This is a genomic window from Seleniivibrio woodruffii (assembly GCF_004339245.1).
Lineage (GTDB): Bacteria > Chrysiogenota > Deferribacteres > Deferribacterales > Geovibrionaceae > Seleniivibrio > Seleniivibrio woodruffii.
This window is the reverse complement of sequence record NZ_SMGG01000003.1, coordinates 181,760-204,881: the sequence shown is the minus strand read 5'-3', so window position 1 is coordinate 204,881 and position 23,122 is coordinate 181,760. Positions and strand designations below refer to the sequence as shown.

Here is a 23,122-nt window from a genome sequence, read left to right as displayed (position 1 = left end):
TATTGTACGAGGTTACTCATGGCTAAATCAAAAAAAGAAACGCTCTCCTGTTCTTTCTGCGGAAAGACCCAGGACGAAGTCAAGAAGCTGATTGCAGGTCCCAACGTATTCATCTGCAATGAGTGTATAGAACTCTGCAACGAAATCCTGAAAGAAGACCTTGAGGACGGAATCAAAGAGGATACCGCTCTCAAACTGCTCACTCCCGCTGAAATAAAAGCGAAGCTGGATGAGTATGTCATCGGTCAGCAGGATGCCAAAAAAGTGCTCAGCGTTGCTGTGCACAACCACTACAAACGTGTTCTTCACGGCAAAAAGAGCGAAATCGAGCTTGAAAAGAGCAACATTCTGCTCCTTGGCCCCACCGGAACAGGTAAAACCCTCCTCGCAAGAACCCTTGCCAGAGTGCTTAACGTTCCCTTTGCCATCGCAGATGCAACGACTCTCACAGAGGCGGGCTATGTCGGCGAAGACGTTGAGAACGTTGTGCTCAAGCTCCTCCAGAACGCCGATTATGACGTTCAGAGAGCTCAGAACGGCATCATCTTCATAGACGAGATAGACAAAATAGCCAAGAAGACCGACAGCCCCAGCATCACAAGAGATGTAAGCGGCGAGGGTGTTCAGCAGGCTCTGCTTAAGATAATCGAAGGCACGATAGCGAACGTTCCCCCGCAGGGCGGACGCAAGCATCCCCAGCAGGATTATATTCAGGTTGATACCTCAAACATCCTGTTCATAGTGGGCGGCGCATTCGAGTTTCTCGACAGCCTCATCAAAAAGCGTATCGGTGAGAAGTCACTCGGATTTACAACTAAATCCGTCGGCACTAAAGACTTCACAAGGTTCGAACTGCTCAAGCAGCTTCGCCCCGACGATCTTGTCAAATTCGGTCTTATCCCCGAATTTGTGGGCAGGCTTCCCATTGCGGCGGCTCTGGAAGATCTTGACGAAGAGGCTCTGGTTCGTATTCTTCAGGAACCCAGGAACGCACTGGTCAAACAGTACATTCAGATGTTCTCTTTCGACGAGGTTAAGCTGACATTCACCAACTCCGCTCTGAAAGCCGTTGCCAAAAAAGCACTGGCCAGAAAGACGGGAGCAAGAGGTCTGCGTTCGATCCTTGAGGAAGCCATGATGGAGATCATGTACACAGTTCCCTCTGAGAGCGAGATTGTGGAGTGCATCATCAACGAGGATGTGATCAACGACAACGCTAAACCCATCCTGATGTACGAAAACAAAAAAGAGACCGCTTAAGTTTCAACGCAAGTTACCCTTGCCCTTTTTGTAAAAATCAACTTATTATACATAGAGCAACACTCCCTTCGGGGAGTGTTGTTATATTATGCCCTCCTTTGAAAAAGAGAGGCTATAAAGCCAAAGGAGACACAATGGAGCGAATTGAACAGTATCCTCTGATTCCCCTCAGGGATATGGTTGTTTTCCCATACATGATAACACCTGTTTTTGTGGGGAGGGACAAATCCGTAAACGCCATCGAACTGGCGGAAAGAACAAACGGGCATGTATTTTTTGTCCTCCAGAAGGACGAAGAGGTCAACGACCCCACTTTTGACGATATATATACCACCGGAGTGTCGGCAAAGATACTTCAGGTGCTTAAACTGCCCGACGGCACAGTTAAGCTGCTGATGGAAGGGGTGCGCAGAGGGCGTATTCTCTCTATGGCGGACGAGGGCGACTGTCTTTTCGTAAACGTCAGCGAGCTTGAGGAAGGCGACGTGGACAGATCGGAAGAGCCGGTACTGTTTAAAATGCTCGCCGAGAGTTTCCGCAATTACTCAGAACTTTCCAAAAAGATAAACGAGAACGTGCTCGGCACGGTCAACCAGATAGACGACCTGAACAGGCTTGCCTACTCGATATCATCATATATGCCTGTTAAGAACACGGAACAGCAGGGGATACTGGAAACAGACAACCCCAAGGAACGTGCGGAAAAGGTCATTGAGATGGTGCAGACCTACACCGAACTGGTGAAGATGGACAACCGCATCCGTCAGAAGGTTAAAAACCAGATGTCCAAAGCTCAGAAGGAATACTACCTCGGCGAACAGGTTAAGGCCATCAACGAGGAACTGGGCAAGGACGATGATTTCAAAGCCGATCTGGACGAGCTTGACGAAAAGATAAAGGCCGCTAAATTCGGCGACACTGTTAAAGAGAAGGCCGCAAAGGAATATAAAAAACTGAAGCTGATGTCACCCATGAGTGCGGAGGCCACAGTCGTTAGAAACTATCTGGACTGGGTGCTTTCAATGCCGTGGGGCAGCTATACCGAGGATAAACTTGAGCTTAAAAACGCCGAAGATATCCTTAACAGGGATCACTTCGGACTGGAAAAACCGAAAGAGCGCATCCTCGAATACCTCGCAGTAAAAAAACTAGCTCCCGACATAAAAGGGGCGATACTCTGCTTCACAGGCCCTCCCGGAGTGGGCAAAACCTCTCTGGCACGCTCCATAGCGGAAGCCATGGGCAGGGAGTTTGTGCGCATGTCCCTCGGCGGCGTGCGTGACGAAGCTGAGATAAGAGGGCACAGAAAAACCTATATAGGTTCGCTGCCCGGAAAGATAATTCAGAGCATTAAGAAAGCGAAGAGCATGAACCCCGTGTTCCTGCTGGACGAGATAGACAAGCTCGGTGCGGATTTCAGAGGCGATCCCTCATCCGCTCTGCTTGAGGTGCTCGACCCTGAGCAGAACTCGACTTTTGTCGACCATTACCTTGAGGTGGAGTTCGACCTTTCAAAGGTGATGTTCATCACAACTGCAAACAGTCTTGACGGCATCCCCAGACCCCTTCTGGACAGGATGGAGGTCATTCCCGTCACAGGCTACACAGAGAAAGAGAAATTCGGCATCGCAACAAGATTTCTCATCCCTAAACAGCTGAAAGAACACAAGCTGGACAACGAAAGGGTGAAGATAGCCGACAGTGCGGTATACGGGATCATCAGAGGCTACACGAAGGAGGCGGGAGTCCGCAACCTTGAGCGTGAGATAGCGTCTGTAATCCGCAAGTCCGCCAAGAAGATAGTTGAGAACCCCGACCTTAAGTCGGTGAAGATAAACGACAAGAACCTTGAAAAATTCCTCGGTAAACTGAAATTCCGTTTCGAGGCTATTCCCAGTGCCGTTGAGACAGGTGTTGCCACCGGTCTGGCATGGACACCCTACGGCGGAGACATCCTCCAGATAGAGGTTGCCATATACAGAGGAAACGGGAAGATGCAGCTTACGGGCAAGCTGGGTGATGTTATGAAGGAATCGGCACACACAGCCCTCACTGTGGCAAAAAGCTGTGCCACAAGGCTTCAGATACCCGCTAAACGATTTACTGACTTCGACCTTCACGTACACGTTCCGGAGGGTGCAGTGCCCAAGGACGGCCCCAGCGCAGGCATAACCATGACAACGGCTATCCTGTCCGCTCTTGCCGAGCGTCAGGTTCGCTGCGACATCGCCATGACGGGTGAGATCACCCTCAGAGGACGGGTGCTCGCTATCGGCGGAGTGAAAGAAAAGGTGCTTGCGGCTCACAGAGCGGGTGTTAAAGAGGTTATTTTGCCAAAGGCCAACGATAAGGACTTGACAGATATACCCGCAGATGTTAAAAGTATGCTCCGTATCCATTTGGTCGAACATATCGATCAGGTGCTTGATATAGTACTAATCTAAACACTAAGAAAGGATGTGATTACAGTGGCAATTAACGCTATTGTAAAAGTTGACGGCGATAACGTCGACTACGCTCTGAAACTTCTGAAAAAGAAGATCGAGCGCGAGGGTCTCATTAGGGAGATTAAAACTCATACCTACTATGAGAAACCCACAGAGGTTCGCAGAAAAAAACTGCTCAAAGCAAAACGCAAACAGCAGAAACTTCAGCGTAAACTCAACGACAAGTACAAATACTATTAAGAATGTATGGTTGCTTGGATAAAGCGGCTGTCTTAATGAAGAATGACCGGTGGAGCGAGGCCTCTGTCGGTCATTTTGCTTTTTACGGCTATATACTTCGTTCTGCGGCGTCTGCCGCGGTTCGCTCGCAACACATACTTAAACGTATGCTTTTGCTCGTCTCACCTTGCCATTCTTGCATAACTTGCATCTAGCCACAAAAGCTTAATGCCCATAATCTTCGCATTTTTGCGTTGTCACTCTAAAAATTTTATCACATTTTTCCTTTTTTACTTTTCATATGTTTAAAGAATTATTTTTCTGAAAGCAGTACTCTAAAAAATGGTTCTTTTGTTTATGATAATATAAAACAAAACTTTGACTATATTGGCTTATTGTGTATAATTATTGCAAATACAAGCTTTGGGGTGATAAATGAAAGTCGAAGCAAGAAATTTTAATGTCAAAAAAATATTAGGAATGGGGAAATTTGAAATTCCACCGTATCAGCGCGAGTTTGATTGGGGAATCGATGAAGTAATAGAGTTCTATGATGATATTCAAAATAGTAACCTTGAAACTGGATATTTCATTGGTCATATGGTTTTTGATGGGGATTATAATGGTACTGATTTTAAAGTTGTAGATGGCCAACAACGTATTACAACGATAACCATAATGTTAAGCGCGCTTAGAGATTGTTTAGCTGATCTTGATGAGAAAGACTATAGTGAAGGAATTCATAATAACTATATATTTAAAAAAGATGAAAATAATAAAGAATACGCAATATTAGATAATAAGATGCCTTACCCTCTATTGCAAAAATATGTTCAGAGATTTCCGGGAAAAAAAGAAGAAGTTATTCCTAAACGTTCAGGAGAAAGAAGAATTAAAGAGATATACCTTCACATGCGGAGTATATTCTCTAAGCTTGATGTTAAAAGCTTAATAGAATTTAGAGATAAATTACTTAACGTTGAGATTATATTTGTAGCTGTGAGCGATGGGGCAGATGTTAATGAAATATTCCAAACATTAAACGCAACAGGTAAGGATCTTACAACTCTTGACCTTATTAAAAGTCATATTTTCAGGAAGTATCCAAAAGAATGTAATATTAATGAGCCTGAGGAAAGTTGGAATATCATTTTAGAAAACACAGAAGGCAAGTCAGCAAAATTTTTAAATAACTTTTGGGCTTCAAGATATAGTAAAGTTTCAGATAAGAATTTATATAAAGCATTTAATGCAGAAATTGTTAATAATGCAAGTACTGATATTAAAGTATTTTTAAAAAACATGATTGATGATTCTGAAATATATAATATTGTGACAAAAGTAGACGAAAGTGACTGGGAAAAAGATGAAATAAGCATTTATAAGTCAATTTATACAATTGTAAATGTTTTTAGTATAGAAGTTGCAAATGCACTTTTACTTACTTTGATAAGAGATTACAGAGAAAAGTTAATCAGTCAGCAGTATGTGATTAAAATATTAAAAACAATGGAACAGTATCATTTTTTTCATAATGCAATTATGTCAAATAGATCGTCAGGACTAGATATAATGTACGCTAAATATTCAAGAATTCTAAGAGATGCTAGTGGGAAAGAGAAAAAACATATCGCTATTGATGCTATAGTTAAAGAAATTAAAGATAAGTTTCCTACTAAAGATGAACTAAACAGTAAATTTGATTCAAAGCTATATTATAATAAGCAAAATCAAAAGCAAAAGAAATTAGTCCAATATGTTTTAGAAAAAATTGAATCTACCAAACAGAACAATAATATCAAACTTTTGCAAATTAGCTTAGAGCATATATGCCCTGAAAAACCAAAGAAAGGTGAGTGGGTCGGGATTAATCCGAAAAATATAAGCAATATTGGGAATTTAGTTTTATTAGATAAAGATCTTAACAGTTCAATAGGAAATGCTGACTATACTAAGAAAAGAAGTACAATATTGGGTAAGTCAACATTGCTTACAACAAAAGAAATATTTGAAAATAATACTGACTGGGATGATAAGGCGATATTGGAACACAGAAATTCAATATTTGAGAATATGTATTCAGGAGTTTGGAGATAAAAAAGGGAGCTTTTCAGCTCCCTTAAGTATTAATCTTCGTCGGCGTCTGTTTCGTTGATGCCGTGACATTTTTTATATTTCTTTCCGCTGCCGCAGGGACAGGGATCGTTTCTGCCCACCTTCGGATACTCCCTTTTGATGGGTGAGCGTTTCTCCTCAGACTGCTGACGGGGCTGCTCTGCGAAGATGTCCCTCTGTTCCTCTCTGGTCTGCACACGCTCCTGCTTCTGCTCGGCTTCCTGAATGTCCGACTGTCTGTTAAGCTCAACGTGGAGCAGAACTCTGACAACCTCGTTGTTGACCTTGTTCATCATGCCGACGAACAGGTTATATGCCTCACGCTTATACTCGTTCAGCGGGTCTTTCTGGCCGTAGCCTCTGAGACCTACCGAGTCACGCAGATGGTCCATCTGGAGCAGGTTCTCTTTCCATTTATTGTCAAGGATTGTTGTGAAGAGGAAGCGGACAACCTCAGGGAAGAAGTCGCCGAAGCTCTCTTTTTTCGCAGCCAGTTTTCCGGCGGCAAGTTCTTTCAGACGCACAAGCTCGTTGTGGAAGTTCTTTCTGTCCTCGTCAAAACGGAACTCTATGTCGAAAATCTCATAAATCTCTTTTTCAAACGCTTCGTAGTCGGGCTTTTCAGCGGCGGAAACGTAGGTTTCGGTCATGGTGTCGATGACGTTGTCGATGGTCTCCGAGATGATCTCATCCAGAGCCTCACCGGCAATGATATCCTTACGCAGAGTATAGATAACGTTTCTCTGCTGGTTCATTACGTTGTCGTAGTCAAGCAGGTGCTTTCTGATTTCGAAGTGGTAAGCCTCGACCTTCTTCTGTGCACCTTCGATGGAGCGGCTGATGATGGGGTGTTCGATGGATTCGCCCTCTTTCATGCCCAGTTTCTGCATGATGCCCGCTATCTTTTCGGAACCGAAGATGCGCATAAGGTCGTCTTCCAGTGAAACGAAGAAACGGGATGAACCGGGGTCGCCCTGACGTCCCGCACGGCCTCTCAGCTGATTGTCGATACGTCTGGATTCGTGTCTGTCCGTACCGATGATATGCAGACCGCCCAGCTCACGAACGCCTTCGCCGAGCTTGATGTCGGTTCCTCGTCCGGCCATGTTGGTTGCGATGGTCACCGCACCTTTAAGACCTGCGTCTTTAACGATCTCAGCTTCACGCTCGTGGTTCTTTGCGTTCAGCACTTCATGCTTTATCTTTCTGCGGTTGAGCAGGTCGCTCACCAGCTCGGATTTTTCGATGGAGCTTGTACCCACCAGAACGGGTCTGCCTGTCCTGTTCATCTCTTCTATCTCGTCCACGATGGCGATATATTTCTCTTTCGCCGTGCGGAAGATAACGTCGGTATGGTCGTTACGGATCATTCTCATGTTGGTGGGGATAACTGCCACGCCCAGATTATAGATGGACATGAACTCGTTTGCCTCTGTAAGAGCCGTACCTGTCATACCTGCCAGTTTCTTGTACATTCTGAAATAGTTCTGATAGGTGATGGATGCCAGCGTCTGGTTTTCGCTCTCGATATTCACGCCCTCTTTGGCTTCCAGAGCCTGATGCATGCCGTCGGAGTAGCGTCTGCCGGGCTGGAGACGTCCGGTAAATTCGTCAACTATTACGACCTTGCCGTCTTTAACGACGTAGTCCACGTCTTTCTTGAAGATCGCATGTGCTTTCAGTGAGTTGTTTACGTTGTGCAGAACGTCGACATATTTGATGTCGTAGAGGTTTTCAATGTTCATCTCACGTTCCACAACGTTTATGCCCTCGTCCTTGAGCTGAACTGTTCTGCTCTTTTCGTCTTTTGTATAGTGCTCATCGATGCGCAGGTTTTTGACCACTGCGTCAACGTTGTAGTATTTTTCAGTGCTTCTCTCTGTGGGGCCGGAGATGATGAGGGGTGTTCTCGCCTCATCGATAAGGATGGAGTCCACCTCATCCACAATGGCGAAGTTCAGTTCCCTTTGAGATGTGGGTTCGTGGGGCGGCTTCATGTTGTCACGGAGATAGTCGAAACCGAACTCGTTGTTAGTTCCGTATGTGATGTCGGCGGCGTATGCCTCCTGACGTGTAACGTCTGAGAGTTTGGTTGTAAACGCTTCTTTGTCGTCCCATTCCACAAGGAATGAGCGTTCATGGTTAATGATGCCCACTGTGAGTCCAAGGGACAGATAGATGGGGCTCATCCACTGTGCGTCACGTCTGGCGAGGTAGTCGTTCACAGTTACAAGGTGCGCACCTTTTCCGCCCAGAGCGTTGAGGGTCATTGCGAGGGTTGCCACGAGGGTTTTACCTTCACCGGTTCTCATCTCGGATATTTTGCCTTTGTGCAGAGCATATCCGCCCATAAGCTGAACGTCGAAATGACGCATGTTGAGGGTTCTGCGGCCCGCCTCACGAACGAGGGCGAAGGTCTGGTTGAGGATTTCGTCCTCGGTTGCTCCCTCTTTCAGCTTGTCTCTGAGCATCTGAGCCGCTTCGGCCAGCTGGTCGAAACCAAGCTCCTGCATTTTAGGTTCAAGGGCAGCCACGGCAGAGACCATAGGCTGCATGGATTTGATATAGCGTTCGGCATAGGAGCCGAAGATTTTTTGCAGAACAGATTTGAACATTAATAAACTCCGGTTAGTTGTTATTTTCGGTGCGGACAATAAGCCAGTAAACAAGACCCAGAACTGTTATGGCAAGGAGAATGAAGCCCTGCTGGAGCACGTTGGTTGTTTCGTGTTTGAGCGTGATTATCATGAGATCCCTGATGAATGCTATCAGCGCAACGCTGATGAATATTGAGTTCTTGAACTTTCCGCCCTTTATCATCTGAATCTCGGTGTGCAGAAGTTCCACCAGCACCCAGATGATAAGCAGTGAACCCAGCGCCGTGATGAGTGCGTGGTCGGGCTTTTTGCCGAATAGATGTACCGTTTCCGCAAGAAACGCAACGCCCGCCGTCAGAGTAAGCCCTATGAGGGTTATCACCATAAGGGTGTGAACGAAAAATGAGAACTTTTCGCTGATGTCCACAACTTTGTTGCGGTAGCTGTGTACGGGGTTGTACGAGCTGACCAGCTTGTCATAGTAGGAACCCAGAATAATCTCGCTGTTTATGTCCATCATCTTGTGCATTGAAATGAGGATCTTCTTTCTGCGAACCTCGTCATCCACAAGACCGAATATCTTTTCATGGATCCAGAGCCTGCTGAAACTTATCATGGCTGTGATAAATTCCTGCTCGAACTTATATTTGTTAAGCGATTCGCCCAGCTTGCCTACAAAGGCAAAATAGGCGTTGTCCGCATTGCCGTCAAAGAGTGTGTCGAACCATGAGCCGAGCTTGTTCATGTTGGAACCCATTGCGGCGGCCTGCTTTTCGCTCAGGGGGAAGGTTTTCATCTTTTCGGTGAAATCTTCGATGAATTCGTCTTTGTAACGTGAAATCATAGGCTTTATGAACAGCAGATTATCTACATCGTGTTCATTAAGGTCATAGTTTTTAGTCAGCGACTTGCGGTATCTCATGTTATATGCTGTCTCTCATAAAAGGCAAATCGGGTGCAATAGATATTTCTTTTTGCGTCATGTTAGGATAATATATGAAGACAGTAAAGTAAAATAAAAGTTCGAGGTGTTTGCTGTGGCAGAGAGAAAATCAAGCATATCAAGGAAGACCACGGAGACGGAAATAGCACTTACGCTTAACGTCGACGGCGGCGGAAAATATTCTGTTGATACAGGGATAGGTTTCCTTAACCACATGCTTGAGCTTTTCACAAGACACGGCGGGTTCGACATTGAGCTTAAGGCCAGAGGCGACCTGCACATCGACGGACACCACACAGCCGAAGACATCGGCATTGTTCTGGGCGATGCTTTCCGTGAGGCTCTGGGCGACAAAAGGGGAATCCGCAGATACGGCTTTTTCCTGCTGCCCATGGATGAAACCCTCATAGAATGTGCTGTGGACTTTTCGGGCAGGACTTATCTTAACTTCGATGCGGATATCCCTGCGGAGAAGGTCGGCGATTTCGACACGGAGCTTACCGAGGAGTTTTTCAAGGCGTTTGCGGACAGAGCGGGCATCAACCTGCACATTATTAAAAGATACGGAAGGAACACCCACCACATCATCGAGGGGATATTCAAATGCGTTGCCAGAGCCATCAAAGATGCGGTGCGCATTGAGTCCGATCAGGTGATGTCCACAAAGGGCACTCTTTAATCCTTTTTTCAATTTTACGGAGAGACACGAATGATAGCAGTAATAGATTACGGCATGGGAAACCTGCGGAGTGTTGAAAAAGCCCTCCAGTCGCTGGGTTTCGATGCGCAGATAACCTCCGATCCCGAAAAGGTTGTGAAGGCCGACAGAGCCGTGCTTCCGGGCGTGGGCGCATTTGCCGACTGCCGCACGGGGCTTGTCGACAGCGGACTCAGGGAAGCGGCGGCGCAGTTCATCAAAACCGGAAAACCCTTTCTGGGAATCTGTGTGGGCATGCAGCTGCTTTTCGAAAAGAGCCTTGAGTTCGGCGAGCACGAGGGGCTTGGCTATTTCAAAGGCACAGTCAGAAAGTTTCCCGATGAGATAATCGCCAGGGGAATGAAGATCCCCCAGATGGGCTGGAACAGAATCAACAAAAAAATGACGCATCCGCTTCTTGACGGCATAGAGACAGGGGACTACTTTTACTTTGTCCACTCCTACTGCGTGAAGGCGGAGGAGGCGGGAGTGGAAGCTCTCTCCTGCGAATACGGAATAGATTTCTCTGCCATGGTCATCCGTGACAACATGGCCGCCACCCAGTTTCACCCTGAAAAGAGCCAGAAACTGGGACTGCATCTGCTTAAAAACTTCGGAGAATGGAAATGCTGATAATACCCGCCATCGACCTCCTGAACGCCAAGGCCGTCAGGCTGAAACAGGGGGATATGGACGATTTCACAGTTTACTATGACAACCCGCTGGATGCGGCGAAGATGTTCGCCGACATGGGGGTTAAACGTCTTCATATAGTCGACCTTGACGGAGCCAAGAAAGGGGAGACAACCAACTTCTCTCTCATTGAAAAGATGGTGGCCACCGCCGGAATGGACATTGAGGTGGGCGGCGGAATCCGCGACATGAAGAAGCTGAAAGCCTATTTCGAGATAGGCGTTAAATATGGGATCCTCGGCACTGTTGTGGTCAAGAACCCTGAGTTTGTGAAAGAGGCCATGAGCGAGTTTCCCGACAGAATAATTCTGGGAGTGGACGCAAAAGACGGCTACGTTGCCACCGAGGGTTGGTATGAAAAGAGCACCGTCACTGCGGTTGAGCTTATCAACAGCTATGAGGGCTACTCAGCAGAGAGTGTCATTTACACAGACATTTCAAGGGACGGTATGCTGACCGGAATAAACATCGAGGCGACTCTGTCGCTGGCAGAGAGCATAAAATATCCTGTCATAGCCTCCGGCGGTCTCAAAGGCATCGAAGATATAAAGGCTCTTCAGGGTAAAAAGGGCATTCTGGGTGCAATCACCGGAAAGGCCTTTTATGAAGGTAAGATAGATCTTAAAGAAGCCCTTGAGCTTCAGGACTGATAAATGGACAGATTCGCAAAGTTTCTGGCACTCGGTTTCGGCTCCGGTCTGGCTCCCAAAGCACCCGGAACTTTCGGAACCCTTGCGGGCGTTGTCATTGTTGTGCTGACATCACAGCTCCCCTATTTTTTCAATGCGGCACTTTTCGTTCTGCTTCTGGTGAGCGGAGTCTGGGCTGCGGACAGATATGAGAAGCTTACGGGCAAAAAGGACGCCTCCGAGGTCGTCATAGACGAGATAGCCGCTTATTTCATGATATATCTGTTCATCCCCGCAAACCTTATAACTGTAATAATAGGTTTTGTGCTGTTCAGAATTTTTGACATCGCAAAACCATATCCAATAAAAAAACTGGAGAAGATAGACGGAGGGCTCGGCGTCATGGCGGACGACATCATGGCGGGGCTTTATTCCACGGTTATCCTTGGAATACTCTATCTCGCTTATGCATCGTTCTTTTCCCACATATAGGTGATCTATGGTCAGATGCGCAATTTTCGCAATAGGCAGCGAGCTTCTGGAGGGGAGCATCGTTGACACCAACTCCGCATGGCTGGGCTCAAGGCTCACAAAGGCGGGCTTCAATGTTGAACAGGTCAGACTAATTCCCGACAACAGAGAGATGATAGTTTCAATTTTCAGACAGGCTCTGAACGAGTACGACTGTGTGCTCACCACCGGCGGACTGGGGCCGACCTTCGATGACCTCACCGCAGAGACAGTGGCGGAGGCTGTGGGAGTTTCGGCTGTACTGAACGAAACCGCCAAAGAGCACATGATAAACAGGCTGAAAAACAGAAACGTTACCATAAAAGAGAGCCACTACCGTCAGGCGATGCTTCCGGAAGGGTGCATGCTGTTCCCCAACGAAAGGGGCACTGCGCTGGGGTTCGGAGTGGAGAAGAACGGAAACGTCATAATCAGCATGCCGGGCGTGCCTTATGAGACCTATCTGATGTTTGATGAGCATATTATGCCGTACCTGCGAAGCAGATTTGAGATGAAGGAGCGGCACAGTGTGGATATCCGCATCGGCGGACTGCCTGAGTCAGATGTTGACGACGTTCTGCGTGAGTTCGGTTTCCCCGAAGGCCTTGAGTGCATCATAAACGTTGCCAAAGGCGAAATACTGGTTAAGCTGAGAGGCTTTGACGTTGAACTGATAAACGAATATGCCGGGCGGGTTCGTGGAAGATTTGAAAAGAACTTCATAGGATTCGGCACAGACGGCATTGCGGCAGTGCTTCTTCGCACCCTGCGTGAGAAGGGTATGACCCTTTCCGTGGCGGAGAGCTGCACGGGCGGACTCATCGGCAAGGAACTGACCGATATATCCGGCTCAAGTGATGTTTTCATGGGCGGAATAATTTCATACAGCAACGATGCGAAGATAAGACTTCTCAGGGTTCCTGAGAACATAATAGTGAACCACGGAGCGGTGAGCGAGGAGTGCGCAAGGGCAATGGCCATAGGTGCGGCTAATCAGCTGAGAACAACTGCTTCGGTGGCTGTGACAGGGGTTGCGGGGCCGAACGGCGGCACTGCTGAAAAACCCGTTGGCACGGTCTGCATTGCGTGGTGTGTTGAAAAGACGGTGATATCTAAAAAATTCGATTTCCCAGGTGACAGGGAGGCCATACGCATACGCACGATGAAGGCGGCGCTGATAGGCCTTAACGACCTTCTTAAAAAGGGATCTCTTTAGATTATATTTTTAAGGCGCAGGTGGCTGAGTATCGTATCCACAGCTTCGCCGACACTCATTTTATCGGTGCGGATGTGGATTTCAGGCGACTGGGGTGCTTCATAGGGCGAGTTTATGCCCGTAAAGTCCTTGATCTCGCCTCTGCGTGCCTTCTTATACATGTTTTTGGGGTCACGTTCTTCGCAGACCTCAATGGGTGCGTCCACAAACACTTCAATGAACTCACCTTCGGGCATCCCGCCCCTTATGCTGTCTCTGCCTGCACAAAAGGGTGAAATGAACGCCGCAATGGCTATCATGCCGGCATCGGCGAAAAGCTTTGCTGTTTCACCCACACGTCTGATGTTCTCGTCTCTGTGTGCGGCTGAAAACCCGAGATCTTTGCATAGCCCGTGGCGGATATTGTCGCCGTCCAGAAGGTATGTATGTACTCCGAGGCTGTTCAGCCTCTGGTCGAGTGCGTTTGCGATGGTGGATTTTCCGGAGCCGCTCAGACCTGTCAGCCAGATGATTGCGGGTCTGTGCCCTTTCAGCATTATCCGCCGCTCCCTGTCCACCGAGTGACTGTGCCACATGACATTTTCGGGGCTTCGGCTGGCGGTTATCATTCCTGCGGCGGCTGTCATGGATGTCATCCTGTCGATGAGGATGAAACTGCCTGTTATTCTGCATTTGTCGTATGTATCAAAGGGTTTTGATGCATCCAGAACAATTCCGGCATCAGCTATGTCGTTCATTTCAAGCTGAACTGCGTCTGTGCTTTCGAGGGTGGAAATGTCCGTTCTGCCGTATATTTTGTCTATCCCCGCCCCGACACTGCCGAAAGAGCCTTTAAGGATATATTTTTTATTAAGTTTCAGCGGTTCCGTATCCATCCAGATGAGGTTCGCCCTGAAGCTGTTGCCGAACAGAACGGATGTCTTATCCGTGACAGCCATATCCCCCCTGCTGATGTCGATCTCTTCGGTTGTGGTGAAGGTCACCGACATGGGAGCGGATGCTCTGTCCAGAGGTTTGTCGCCGAGGCTCAGACTTTTAACATTTGTGGAAAGTCCTGACGGGAGCACCGTGATTCTGTCGCCAGTCGAAAGAGTTCCTGATTCCAGCCTTCCGCAAAATCCACGGAAACTGTTGTCGGGTCTGAGAACATACTGAACGGGGAGTCTTAAGAGACCGTGTTCGGAGCTTGGCGCAGGTTCAGCCGATTCCAGAATATCAATGAGGCTTTGGCCGGAGTACCAGTCCGTATTCAGACTTTTTGATGTGATATTGTCCCCTTTGAGGGCGGAAACGGGGATTATGTCATATGAAAGACCGATTTTTGCAGCCAGATAGGCGTAATCAGCGGCTATTTTGTCAAAAACAGCCTGAGAGTAGCCCTGTGCATCCATTTTATTGACGCAGACAACGGCATTTTTTATTCCCATAAGCTTAACTATGTATGAATGGCGTACTGTCTGAGGGCTTATGCCCTTGAGTGAATCTATGAGTATCACCGCCAGATCGGCGTTTGATGCTCCCGTGGCCATGTTTCTGGTGTACTGTTCGTGCCCGGGGGTGTCCAGAATTATGAATTTTCTTTTTGCTGTGGAGAAATAGCGATGGGCAACGTCAATGGTTATGCCCTGCTCACGCTCTGCCAGCAGGCCGTCGACTATGAGGGCGAGGTCGGGTTCATCCCCCGTTGTGCCCGCCGTGCGGCTGTCTCTTATTACAGCTGCCATCTGGTCGTCATAAACGGCTCTGCATTCGTGGAGAAGCCTGCCTATCAGAGTGCTTTTGCCGTCGTCAATGCTTCCGCAGGTGATGAACCTGATAAGCTGTTTTGCGGCATCCTTTTCCATGTATGTTTTCAGCTTTTCCATCAGAAATAGCCTTCCGTCTTCTTTTTTTCCATCGCTCCGGACTGGTCGAAATCGATGACACGTCCCTGCCGTTCAGACATGGAGGACATCATCATCTCCTCTATGACCTGTTCAAGGGTTGATGCTTCGGAAGGGACTGCTCCCGTAAGCGGGTAGCACCCCAGTGTACGGAAACGCACCGACTGCATGGTTATCTCATATTTTTCAGGAAGCCTGTCATCGTCGGCCATAATGAGCACGCCGTCAACGTCCGCAACGGGTCTCTGTTTTGCCAGATAAAGCGGCACGACGGGGATATTCTCACGCAGGATATAGAACCAGACGTCAAGTTCCGTCCAGTTGGAAAGGGGGAAAACCCGCAGGCTGCCGCCCCTGTTAAGTTTTGTGTTGTAGTGCGTCCAGAGTTCCGGACGCTGATTTTTCGGATCCCACCTGTGGTTAGTGTCTCTGTATGAGAAAATGCGTTCCTTTGCCCGTGACTTCTCTTCGTCCCGCCTTGCTCCGCCGAATATCATATCGAATCCGTGGAGGTTCAGAGCCTGTTTCAGGGCATCGGTCTTCATAACGTCCGTATGTATCCTGCTTCCGTGGGTGAAAGGATTGATCTCCTGTTCCTCGCCTTCGGGATTTTTATAGACTATCAGGTCAAGCCCCAGACGTTTCGCAGTTTCATCCCGAAAGGTTATCATCTCTCTGAATTTCCAGCCGGTGTCGACGTGCATAACAGGGAAGGGGAGCTTTGCAGGATGGAAGGCTTTCATTGCCAGATGCAGCATTACGGACGAATCCTTGCCGATCGAGTAGAGCATAACGGGCTTTTCCGCCTCTGCGGCGGCTTCACGGATTATGTGGATGCTCTCGGCCTCAAGCCTGTCCAGATAGCTCATATCATTCATTGTTCTTGCCGATGGGGATTTTGTTCCAGATGCGTTCGTGGACGAAATACAGGGCTATCTTTGAGAGTGTCTCAAGAATCCCTGTAAAGACCGCAAGGTCTATTCTGCGGAACATGACATATACGATTATCATAGTGGTCATCGTTCCGAAAAACCTCCATGAAACGGCTTTCAGAACTGATCGTGTGGTGGTTTCCTTAAACATATTACTTCAGTATTTCATCAATTATAGTGTCCATGTCAAACGACATGGTGTCAAACAGAGGCTTCGGGTCGTGACGCTTGGATATTATGTTTTGCGCCTTTTCCAGAAGCTCCTCCGCCGTGTCGGCCTTTTCCATAAGCCCGCTGTCTATGAGCAGTTTGTCATAGTGGCTGATGAACGAGCGGGTGGATATTACTGGTGTGCCGAAATAGCACGCCTCGGAGTTCAGCGTTCCGCCGCCGCCTATGAAAAGGTCGGCATAGGCCAGAAGGTGCTGAATGACCATCTTCTCCTCAAGAACTGTGGCATAGGGCACAAGCAGTTTAAGTGCCTCCGCTTCGTATCTGGGGATCAGGATGATGTTCACATCCATTTTATCTTTTATCAGTTTCAGCCCGTCATAGAGCATGGGATATTTCTTTGCAACATAGGAGGCCTTGAACTCCTCCTCACGAACAACAACAGTCTTTTTACGAACGTCCAGACCCCTTGAGATGAGGAAATCGTTGAAGAATTTTATATCGGGTTTGAAATCGTGGAGCCATGCCACAACGTCCAGAAAGTTGTATGAATATATCTGGTCGGGTTCCAGAGAGAACCTTTCGAAGATATTCTGGGGAACCATATACGGCCGGAAAGCCTTGGTGGACAGCGGCAGTGTGAGCCTTGCCTGAGGCAGAGCCTTACGGAAATCGGATGTATGGTCGGATAGTGGGATGTCGTAAAAGTTGATTATGGGGATGCCGAGACCGAAAGCCACACGGTTTGCATCCACACTGCAAAGGCAGACCAGTTTGGTTATGTTGCATTTTTCGATGTATTCCATCAGCGCAAGCTGACGGTGGATGGATGCCTTGAGCTTGTCGCCCAGATTTGCGCCGCCGAAGAACCCCCGGTTCACAAACTCTATCCTGTAGAGGTTCAGAAGGTCAACGACCTCCTTATAGCCCTCACCCTCACGGGCTGTCACGAGAACTGTGCGGCCTCTGTCCTTTATCTTGTTGATAAAGGGGCGGAAGAACATAACGGATTTCGGCGTTACAAGGTCAAACCAGATCAAATTATGCCCCTTTGGACGTACTCGTCATACCACCAGGGGCGTATGGGGATAACGTCCAGTTCGCTGAAAATATAGCCGTATCTACCCGGATATTTTATCATTCCCACAGAGGGGATGTCGGGATTTTTAAGGGTCATTTTTGTTGCGCAGGTGAAGGTGCAGTCCTGTTGACACTGTTTGGACTCTATCATGGTGAGAACTTCCTGTGCCTGATCGCCCTCGAGCACCTTGTCAAAACCGCCTGCGGTGCGGATGTTGCCCATTTTCAGATAGTTCAGCCAGAGCAGACAGGGATACACGTTGCCGTAGGGGTCTATGTCGATGCTTCGCCTGCCCATGTAGCAGTCGAACTCAACGGGTCTGCGCTCGTATATGGCTTTCTGGAAATAATATTTTCCGGCGTATCTGCCCTTGTCGTAGCCTATGTTGAGAAGCTGTCTGTCGATGGTGGCAAGCTCTTCGTCAGTCCAGATGAAGCTGTTCTCGTTCAGCTCCTCTTTTACAAGGTTGTCTTTCAGGTTGCGGTAGCGGGTTGGGTTGTATCGTCCGTAGCCTATGTAGAGCCCCACACCCAGTTCCTTTGCGAAGTTGTACATCCACTCTATGAGATGGTGGTTCTCTTTGTAAATGGTGAACTGGAAGCGCAGAACAACGCCTTTGAGCTTTGAAAGCTCCTCAACGGTTTTCACTGCCAGTTTGAATCCGTCTTTGCGCAGTCGAATCTTTCCGTTGGTCTCCTCGTCTCCGTCCAGAGAGATGTCCAGACGAACCAGAGGGTGCTTTTTCAGGAAATATTCTGCAACTTCAACGTGGCGTTCGGGAAACCACCCTGTGATAGGGGTATCCGTTACCACCGTGTCGTGGAATTTGTATATGCTGTCGGCAATGTTGAAAATATTATCGGTGAGATGGGGTTCGCCGCCTGTAAGGTGTACTTTTTTCAGGTTCAGGTATTTTGACGAAAAGATACTGTCAAGCTCGGCGGGGGTCAGTTCCTCGGACTGCCTGTCGGGCAGCTGCCACATAGAGCAGTAGCGGCAGGGGCCGGGACAGCTCTCTGTGATGCAGTAAGAAATATCCTCTATGTTGTAGTTCATGCGGTTCCCCTTTCAAGCATGGTGCGGTAGATGTCGGTTATGATGCGTTCGATGCCGAACGTGTATTCCCATTCGGGGTAGTCGTTTTTGAATTTTGAAACGTCGCTTATCCACCAGATGTGGTCGCCGCTTCTGTTGTCCTCTGTGTAGCTGTGTCTGAAAGGTCTGCCTGTGAGTTTTTCAAGCATGGCTATTGCTTCCAGCATGGAACAGCAGCTGTGGCGGCTTCCGCCCATGTTGTAAACTACACCGGAACGGGGTGCTTTATAAAAATGACTGAATGCGTTTATCATGTCGTATGAATGAATGTTGTCACGCACCTGTTTGCCCTTGTAGCCGAAGATGGTGTAGGGTGTGTCGGTGACTGCGCATTTCACCAGATAGCTTAAGAATCCGTGGAGCTGTGCGCCGGAGTGGTTGGGTCCTGTGAGGCATCCCCCTCTGAAAACGGCGGTTTTCATGCCGAAGTAGCGGCCGTATTCCTGAACCATGACATCTGCGGCCACCTTGCTTGCGCCGAAGATGGAGTGTTTTGAGCTGTCGATGGACATGGTTTCATCTATGCCCCTTTCAAAATAGGGGTGGGAGCTGTCTATCTCCCAGCGGGTCTCAAGCTCCACAAGGGGGAGCAGGTTAGGCGTGTCGCCGTATACCTTGTTGGTGGATGTAAATATGAAGACTGCATCGGGGCAGTGTCGTTTCGCCGCTTCGAGCATGTTCAGTGTGCCGTTTGCGTTCACTGTGAAATCGGTGAAGGGTTCCTTCGCCGCCCAGTCGTGGCTGGGCTGTGCCGCTGTGTGCAGAACGAGCTTTATGTCGGTTCCGTATTCGGAGAACAGTTTTTCAAGTTTATCAAAATCCCTGATATCTATGCTGAAATGTTCATAATTTTTCAGATTTTCGCCCAGACGTGCAACATTCCATGAGGTTGACGCACCCTCGCCGAAAAAATAAGCCCGCATATCGTTGTCGATGCCGATGACCTTGTCGAAACTGCCGGAGAAGAACTCCGCTGCCTCCGAACCTATCAGTCCTCCGCTACCCGTTATCAGGCAAATATCCATCTCAGCTCCTCTTTGTTGCTGTTCAGCCATTCGATGATCTCTTTAACGGTGTCTTCTGCGGATATCTCAGGCTGCCATCCGAGCTTCTGGATCTTGGAGTTGTCGGTGACATAATATTTGATGTCCATGTCCCTTTCAGGCTGAAAATCTATATCTTTCTGACCAACGTATTTTTTGCAGAGCGAATCCAGTTCGAATATTGAGAGTGAGTTGCGGATTCCGCCGCCCACGTTGAAAAGCTCGCCGGAGAAGGTGGTGAAGTCGTGTATCTGCATGTCTACCAGACGGAAAAGATCGCTTACGTTCAGCACGTCACGAACCTGTTTTCCGGTGCCGAAGATGCTCAGGGGCTTGTCGTAGATATAGCTTGCCGCCCAGTGGGTTATCACTCCCTGATCTGTCCTGCCGAACTGACCCTTGCCTGCAATGAGACCGCAGCGGTTTATTACTGCTTTCAGGCCGAACATATCGATGTATTCGGCTATCATCAGCTCTCCTGCGTATTTGCTCATTCCGTAGAGCGAGCGTGTGCCCTCTTTGGAGAAGTTCTCGGCGAAACCTGTGCCGTAGCGCAGGGTGTAGCGTGAGGGTTCTTCAATGTAGTCCTGACTGTTTATGGCAGACATGGGAAAAATTCTGCTGGTGGAGAGAAAGATCATCTTCGCATTGTTCTTAAGAGCGGAACCGATGCAGTTGAAAAGTCCGTTGAAATTGGTGTCGATAAGGTATCTGTCGTCGCCTTTCAGCCCCGCCATGACAGACGGTTCGGCGCTGGCCTCAATGATAACGTCGTAGGAGAGTTCCTCAAGGTCTTCCTGAAAGCGGACATCGCCCTGAATGAAGTTTATCCCCGCCGCTGACAGAAACAGAATGTTCTGTTCGCTCCCCTTGCGGTGGAGGTTGTCCAGTGCAGTTATGGTGTATGCGGGGTATTTATGCTTGAGTTTAAGTGCGAGACTGCTTCCCACAAAGCCGCAGCCGCCTGTAATAAGTATTTTCAAAGTCTGCTCCCTATATATTCGGACAGGCCATGGGGATCGCTGAATGCAGTCAGCTGAGAGGCCTCTGTCCTTTCGCCTTTTTTAAATGCAAGCCATGCCGCAATCCACTGCTGTTTCAGCAGTTTTACTCTATCACGCCCCATGGGTGTTTCAAAGGGGAGGTTATCGGCACCGTCGTAACCGTCCATGTTCATATCGGTCAGAACGTTCATATTCTTGAGGGTGTCAAACATGGGCGTGCCGGGGAAGGGGATGGTCAGCGACACCTGCATGGAGTCGGGATTCTGCCCTATCAGCCAGCGGAAGGTGTTTTCCGCAGTAACAGGCGTGTCCGCCAGATAGCCCAGAGTGAAAGTCAGATGTATCCCTATGCCAAGCTCCCTGCATATTTCAAAGGTCTCCTGACATTTTTCTATATTCAGCTTTTTGTTCATTTCAGCCAGTGCGGCCTGATTTGTGCTCTCTATGCCGAATTTCAGACCGATAAGCCCCGACTGTTTCAGAAGGGTAAGAAGTTCTTTGTCGTTCAGAGTGTCGGCTCTTGCCATAGCCATCCACGGCAGGTTCAGCCCTCTGTCGATAAGCTCCTGAGCGAATGCTGCAACATGGCGTTTGTCCACGTTGAATGTGTCGTCGTCCGCATAGAAGGACTGTATGCCGAATGTTTTAAAGTTTTTTTCTATCTCGTTTACAGCTTTAACTATGTCGCCTTTTCGGTATCTGTCGCCGTAGAAAACCGACGGCAGAACGCAGAAGGAGCAGCCGAACGGGCATCCTCTGGAGAGCTGTATCTGTAGAGACGGGTATTTTAGAGCCGCAACGGGTCTGTCGTTGTAGTTGTAAAACGGGGTGAACAGCCTTTCGGGAACGGGAAGCTGAGCGTAGTCGTCCTGCCGCTCCATGGGGACTGTTTTCTGCGTCATACGTTTGTGCTTCAGATCTTGTGCCAGTTTAAGTGCGGCGAACTCATATTCCCCGTCAATTATGTGGTCTATAAAAGGTTTTTCCGCCAGCTGAGCGATTATATCTTTAGGTAAAGGACCTGTGATGCATATTTTTGTGTCGGGCAGAAATGCCTTTATGTCCGCCAGAGTTTTCAGGTCGCCTGTGAGGCTGGGTACTGAAACTTCGGCAATTATGAGGTTCGGTTCGTAGCCGAACGCTTCAAATATTGCCTCCTCCTCTGTGTAGCCCTCTGCCACCGCATCGCACATCCATGAGGATATCCCCGCCCGCTGGAGCAGGCTGAATGTGTGTCCCAAAAAGAATGGATAAGGGATGTACGGCGGGAGAGCGGAATCGTATCTGCCCATGTCGTATGTGTGCGGCCAGCGGCTTCCTGCACGGACGCCGTATCTGCCGTTCTCTTTTCGCCACGGCAGATTCATAAGCATAACTTTGAAATTGCCGTAGATATTTAAATTATCCTCAGCTTCCATCCTCTTTTTTGAGGCTGTAAGGCAGGAGATACGGGTGTTCTCATCGGTTTCCGTAAGCTTTGTGTCGTGCATGGCGGGAAACTTTTTGTGGAAGGCCGAAAGGTCGGCAAGGCTCAGGAACCACTCAAGGATGCGCTCGTCGTATTCCTCGGTGCGCTCAAGGGTTATGTTGTCCAGTATCAGCCTGTTGAACTCAAGGATGCCCCGTTTCAGTTCCTCGCTTTTGCAGTGTTCCATGCTTTTCAGGAAGCTGTTGTATATTTTGCGTGCCATGGGGTGTCCCTGTTCAAAGTGCAGTATGTCCTCTATGAAAAAGCTGAAACCTGCAAGAAAGAAGGGATAGGCCAGATATGACCGCTGTTTTTCAGTGATGATGTTTATGCCCATCCGGACGTAGTTTATGTTGTGCTCGATCTTGCCCGCATATGCCTCTTCCGTCTCAAAACCGCCGTTAAGGAGCCATTTGAAGACCCTGTAGCGGTAGGCTCTGTTTATGTAGGAGCGCACGTCGTCCTTCTGGAGATGATATGTCGGCACGGAGGGCGTCCAGAGGAGCTTATAGCCGTGTTTTGTGAGCTTGTGGCCAACATCCGCATCCTCATAGTTGGACATGAATGCGTCCTCAAACGGCCTGAATTTGTTGCCGTTCTCGGCCATTCCTACAATGTGGAGGGCATCGGTTCTGTATATGTTGTTCGAACCCATCAGAAACGGGCGAAACTCGTCTTTCAGCTTACGGGATTCGTTGTAGAGGTCACGCATGTCCACCAGCGCACGGCACTTGTCGCCCATGTGGATACGGTTCAGCTCTATCTGTCTGCCTGCTATGCCTGCTATGGCTGGGTCTTCGGCGAACATGGGCAGGATCTTTTCTATGTGGTCGGGGCGCAGGATAATGTCGCTGTCCACAGAGAGAAGATACGGCGTGTCGATAAGTTCGAGAATACGGTTTCTGGCTCTGCCCAGCCCCAGAATCTCGAAATCGCCGAAATAGGATTTCGGGTAGAACTCCACACCCGCATCCAGACAGATGGATTCCGTTGCGTCCGCTGAGCCGCTGTCGATGACGATTATCCGCTTCGGCCTCACCGTCTGCGCCTTTATTGCTTTCAGAACCCGTCCGATGGTCTTTTCGTTGTTCAGGGTGGGAACGAATGCCGTTATCATAG

The 23,122-nt window shown here is 48.5% G+C and carries 19 protein-coding genes; 9 read left to right on the top strand and 10 right to left on the bottom strand.

Going from position 1 to position 23,122, the window contains the following annotated elements; genetic code table 11:
- Window positions 1-18 precede the first annotated feature (18 nt).
- From clpX to C8D98_RS00925, 4 genes are all read left to right on the top strand, one after another.
- Entirely contained in the window at window positions 19-1,260 is a 1,242-nt protein-coding gene (gene clpX, locus C8D98_RS00940) for an ATP-dependent Clp protease ATP-binding subunit ClpX (RefSeq protein ID WP_132871192.1), read from the top strand.
- A 134-nt stretch (window positions 1,261-1,394) separates the two neighbouring features.
- Entirely contained in the window at window positions 1,395-3,704 is a 2,310-nt protein-coding gene (gene lon, locus C8D98_RS00935) for an endopeptidase La (RefSeq protein ID WP_132871190.1), read from the top strand.
- Between the two features lie 24 nt (window positions 3,705-3,728).
- Window positions 3,729-3,947: a 30S ribosomal protein S21 gene (gene rpsU, locus C8D98_RS00930; protein WP_132871188.1), complete on the top strand. Its 219-nt coding sequence runs from the start codon at window positions 3,729-3,731 to the stop codon at window positions 3,945-3,947.
- 414 nt (window positions 3,948-4,361) lie between these two features.
- Window positions 4,362-6,023: a DUF262 domain-containing protein gene (locus C8D98_RS00925; protein ID WP_132871186.1), complete on the top strand. Its 1,662-nt coding sequence runs from the start codon at window positions 4,362-4,364 to the stop codon at window positions 6,021-6,023.
- 29 nt (window positions 6,024-6,052) lie between these two features.
- Here the strand turns inward: C8D98_RS00925 and secA are convergent, their stop codons facing one another.
- Both secA and C8D98_RS00915 read right to left on the bottom strand, forming a co-directional pair.
- Window positions 6,053-8,656, bottom strand: a complete 2,604-nt coding sequence (gene secA / locus C8D98_RS00920; protein ID WP_132871184.1) for a preprotein translocase subunit SecA — start codon at window positions 8,654-8,656, stop codon at window positions 6,053-6,055.
- A gap of 13 nt (window positions 8,657-8,669) precedes the next feature.
- Window positions 8,670-9,560, bottom strand: a complete 891-nt coding sequence (locus C8D98_RS00915) for a phosphate-starvation-inducible PsiE family protein (protein WP_132871182.1) — start codon at window positions 9,558-9,560, stop codon at window positions 8,670-8,672.
- Window positions 9,561-9,675: 115 nt separating this feature from the next.
- On the opposite strand from C8D98_RS00915, the gene hisB reads away from it, so the two are divergent.
- Genes hisB through C8D98_RS00890 form a run of 5 tightly spaced genes read left to right on the top strand, consistent with a single transcriptional unit; the run spans window position 9,676 to window position 13,326 of the window.
- Entirely contained in the window at window positions 9,676-10,260 is a 585-nt protein-coding gene (gene hisB / locus C8D98_RS00910; RefSeq protein WP_132871180.1) for an imidazoleglycerol-phosphate dehydratase HisB, read from the top strand.
- Between the two features lie 30 nt (window positions 10,261-10,290).
- On the top strand, window positions 10,291-10,911 hold the full coding sequence (hisH, locus tag C8D98_RS00905; protein ID WP_132871178.1) for an imidazole glycerol phosphate synthase subunit HisH: 621 nt from the start codon (window positions 10,291-10,293) through the stop codon (window positions 10,909-10,911).
- Window positions 10,905-11,621 (top strand): 1-(5-phosphoribosyl)-5-[(5-phosphoribosylamino)methylideneamino]imidazole-4-carboxamide isomerase, encoded by a 717-nt coding sequence (hisA, locus tag C8D98_RS00900; protein WP_132871176.1) that lies wholly within the window; start codon window positions 10,905-10,907, stop codon window positions 11,619-11,621. The genes hisH and hisA overlap by 7 nt, the downstream gene beginning before the upstream one ends.
- Before the next feature lie 3 nt (window positions 11,622-11,624).
- Window positions 11,625-12,092: a phosphatidylglycerophosphatase A family protein gene (locus tag C8D98_RS00895; protein WP_132871174.1), complete on the top strand. Its 468-nt coding sequence runs from the start codon at window positions 11,625-11,627 to the stop codon at window positions 12,090-12,092.
- A 7-nt stretch (window positions 12,093-12,099) separates the two neighbouring features.
- Window positions 12,100-13,326, top strand: coding sequence for a CinA family nicotinamide mononucleotide deamidase-related protein (locus C8D98_RS00890; protein WP_132871172.1), 1,227 nt, complete (start codon window positions 12,100-12,102; stop codon window positions 13,324-13,326).
- Here C8D98_RS00890 and cysC read toward each other — a convergent pair.
- The 8 genes from cysC to C8D98_RS00850 are packed head-to-tail and all read right to left on the bottom strand — an operon-like array spanning window position 13,323 to window position 23,120.
- Window positions 13,323-15,191: an adenylyl-sulfate kinase gene (gene cysC, locus C8D98_RS00885; protein WP_132871170.1), complete on the bottom strand. Its 1,869-nt coding sequence runs from the start codon at window positions 15,189-15,191 to the stop codon at window positions 13,323-13,325. The genes C8D98_RS00890 and cysC overlap by 4 nt on opposite strands.
- A complete protein-coding gene (gene cysD, locus C8D98_RS00880) occupies window positions 15,191-16,087 on the bottom strand; it encodes a sulfate adenylyltransferase subunit CysD (protein WP_132871168.1) in 897 nt (298 codons plus the stop codon). The genes cysC and cysD overlap by 1 nt, the downstream gene beginning before the upstream one ends.
- Window positions 16,080-16,292: a DUF2061 domain-containing protein gene (locus C8D98_RS00875; RefSeq protein ID WP_132871166.1), complete on the bottom strand. Its 213-nt coding sequence runs from the start codon at window positions 16,290-16,292 to the stop codon at window positions 16,080-16,082. Before C8D98_RS00875 ends, cysD begins: the two co-directional genes overlap by 8 nt.
- Window position 16,293: 1 nt before the next feature.
- The gene (locus tag C8D98_RS00870) at window positions 16,294-17,352 is read right to left on the bottom strand and encodes a DUF354 domain-containing protein (RefSeq protein WP_132871164.1); all 1,059 of its coding nucleotides are present in this window, start codon (window positions 17,350-17,352) and stop codon (window positions 16,294-16,296) included.
- A complete protein-coding gene (locus C8D98_RS00865) occupies window positions 17,349-18,449 on the bottom strand; it encodes a radical SAM protein (RefSeq protein ID WP_132871162.1) in 1,101 nt (366 codons plus the stop codon). The genes C8D98_RS00870 and C8D98_RS00865 overlap by 4 nt, the downstream gene beginning before the upstream one ends.
- Window positions 18,446-19,513 (bottom strand): NAD-dependent epimerase/dehydratase family protein, encoded by a 1,068-nt coding sequence (locus tag C8D98_RS00860; protein ID WP_132871160.1) that lies wholly within the window; start codon window positions 19,511-19,513, stop codon window positions 18,446-18,448. Before C8D98_RS00860 ends, C8D98_RS00865 begins: the two co-directional genes overlap by 4 nt.
- Window positions 19,498-20,514: an NAD-dependent epimerase/dehydratase family protein gene (locus C8D98_RS00855; protein ID WP_132871158.1), complete on the bottom strand. Its 1,017-nt coding sequence runs from the start codon at window positions 20,512-20,514 to the stop codon at window positions 19,498-19,500. The genes C8D98_RS00860 and C8D98_RS00855 overlap by 16 nt, the downstream gene beginning before the upstream one ends.
- Window positions 20,511-23,120, bottom strand: a complete 2,610-nt coding sequence (locus C8D98_RS00850; protein ID WP_132871156.1) for a glycosyltransferase — start codon at window positions 23,118-23,120, stop codon at window positions 20,511-20,513. The genes C8D98_RS00855 and C8D98_RS00850 overlap by 4 nt, the downstream gene beginning before the upstream one ends.
- Window positions 23,121-23,122 lie beyond the last annotated feature (2 nt).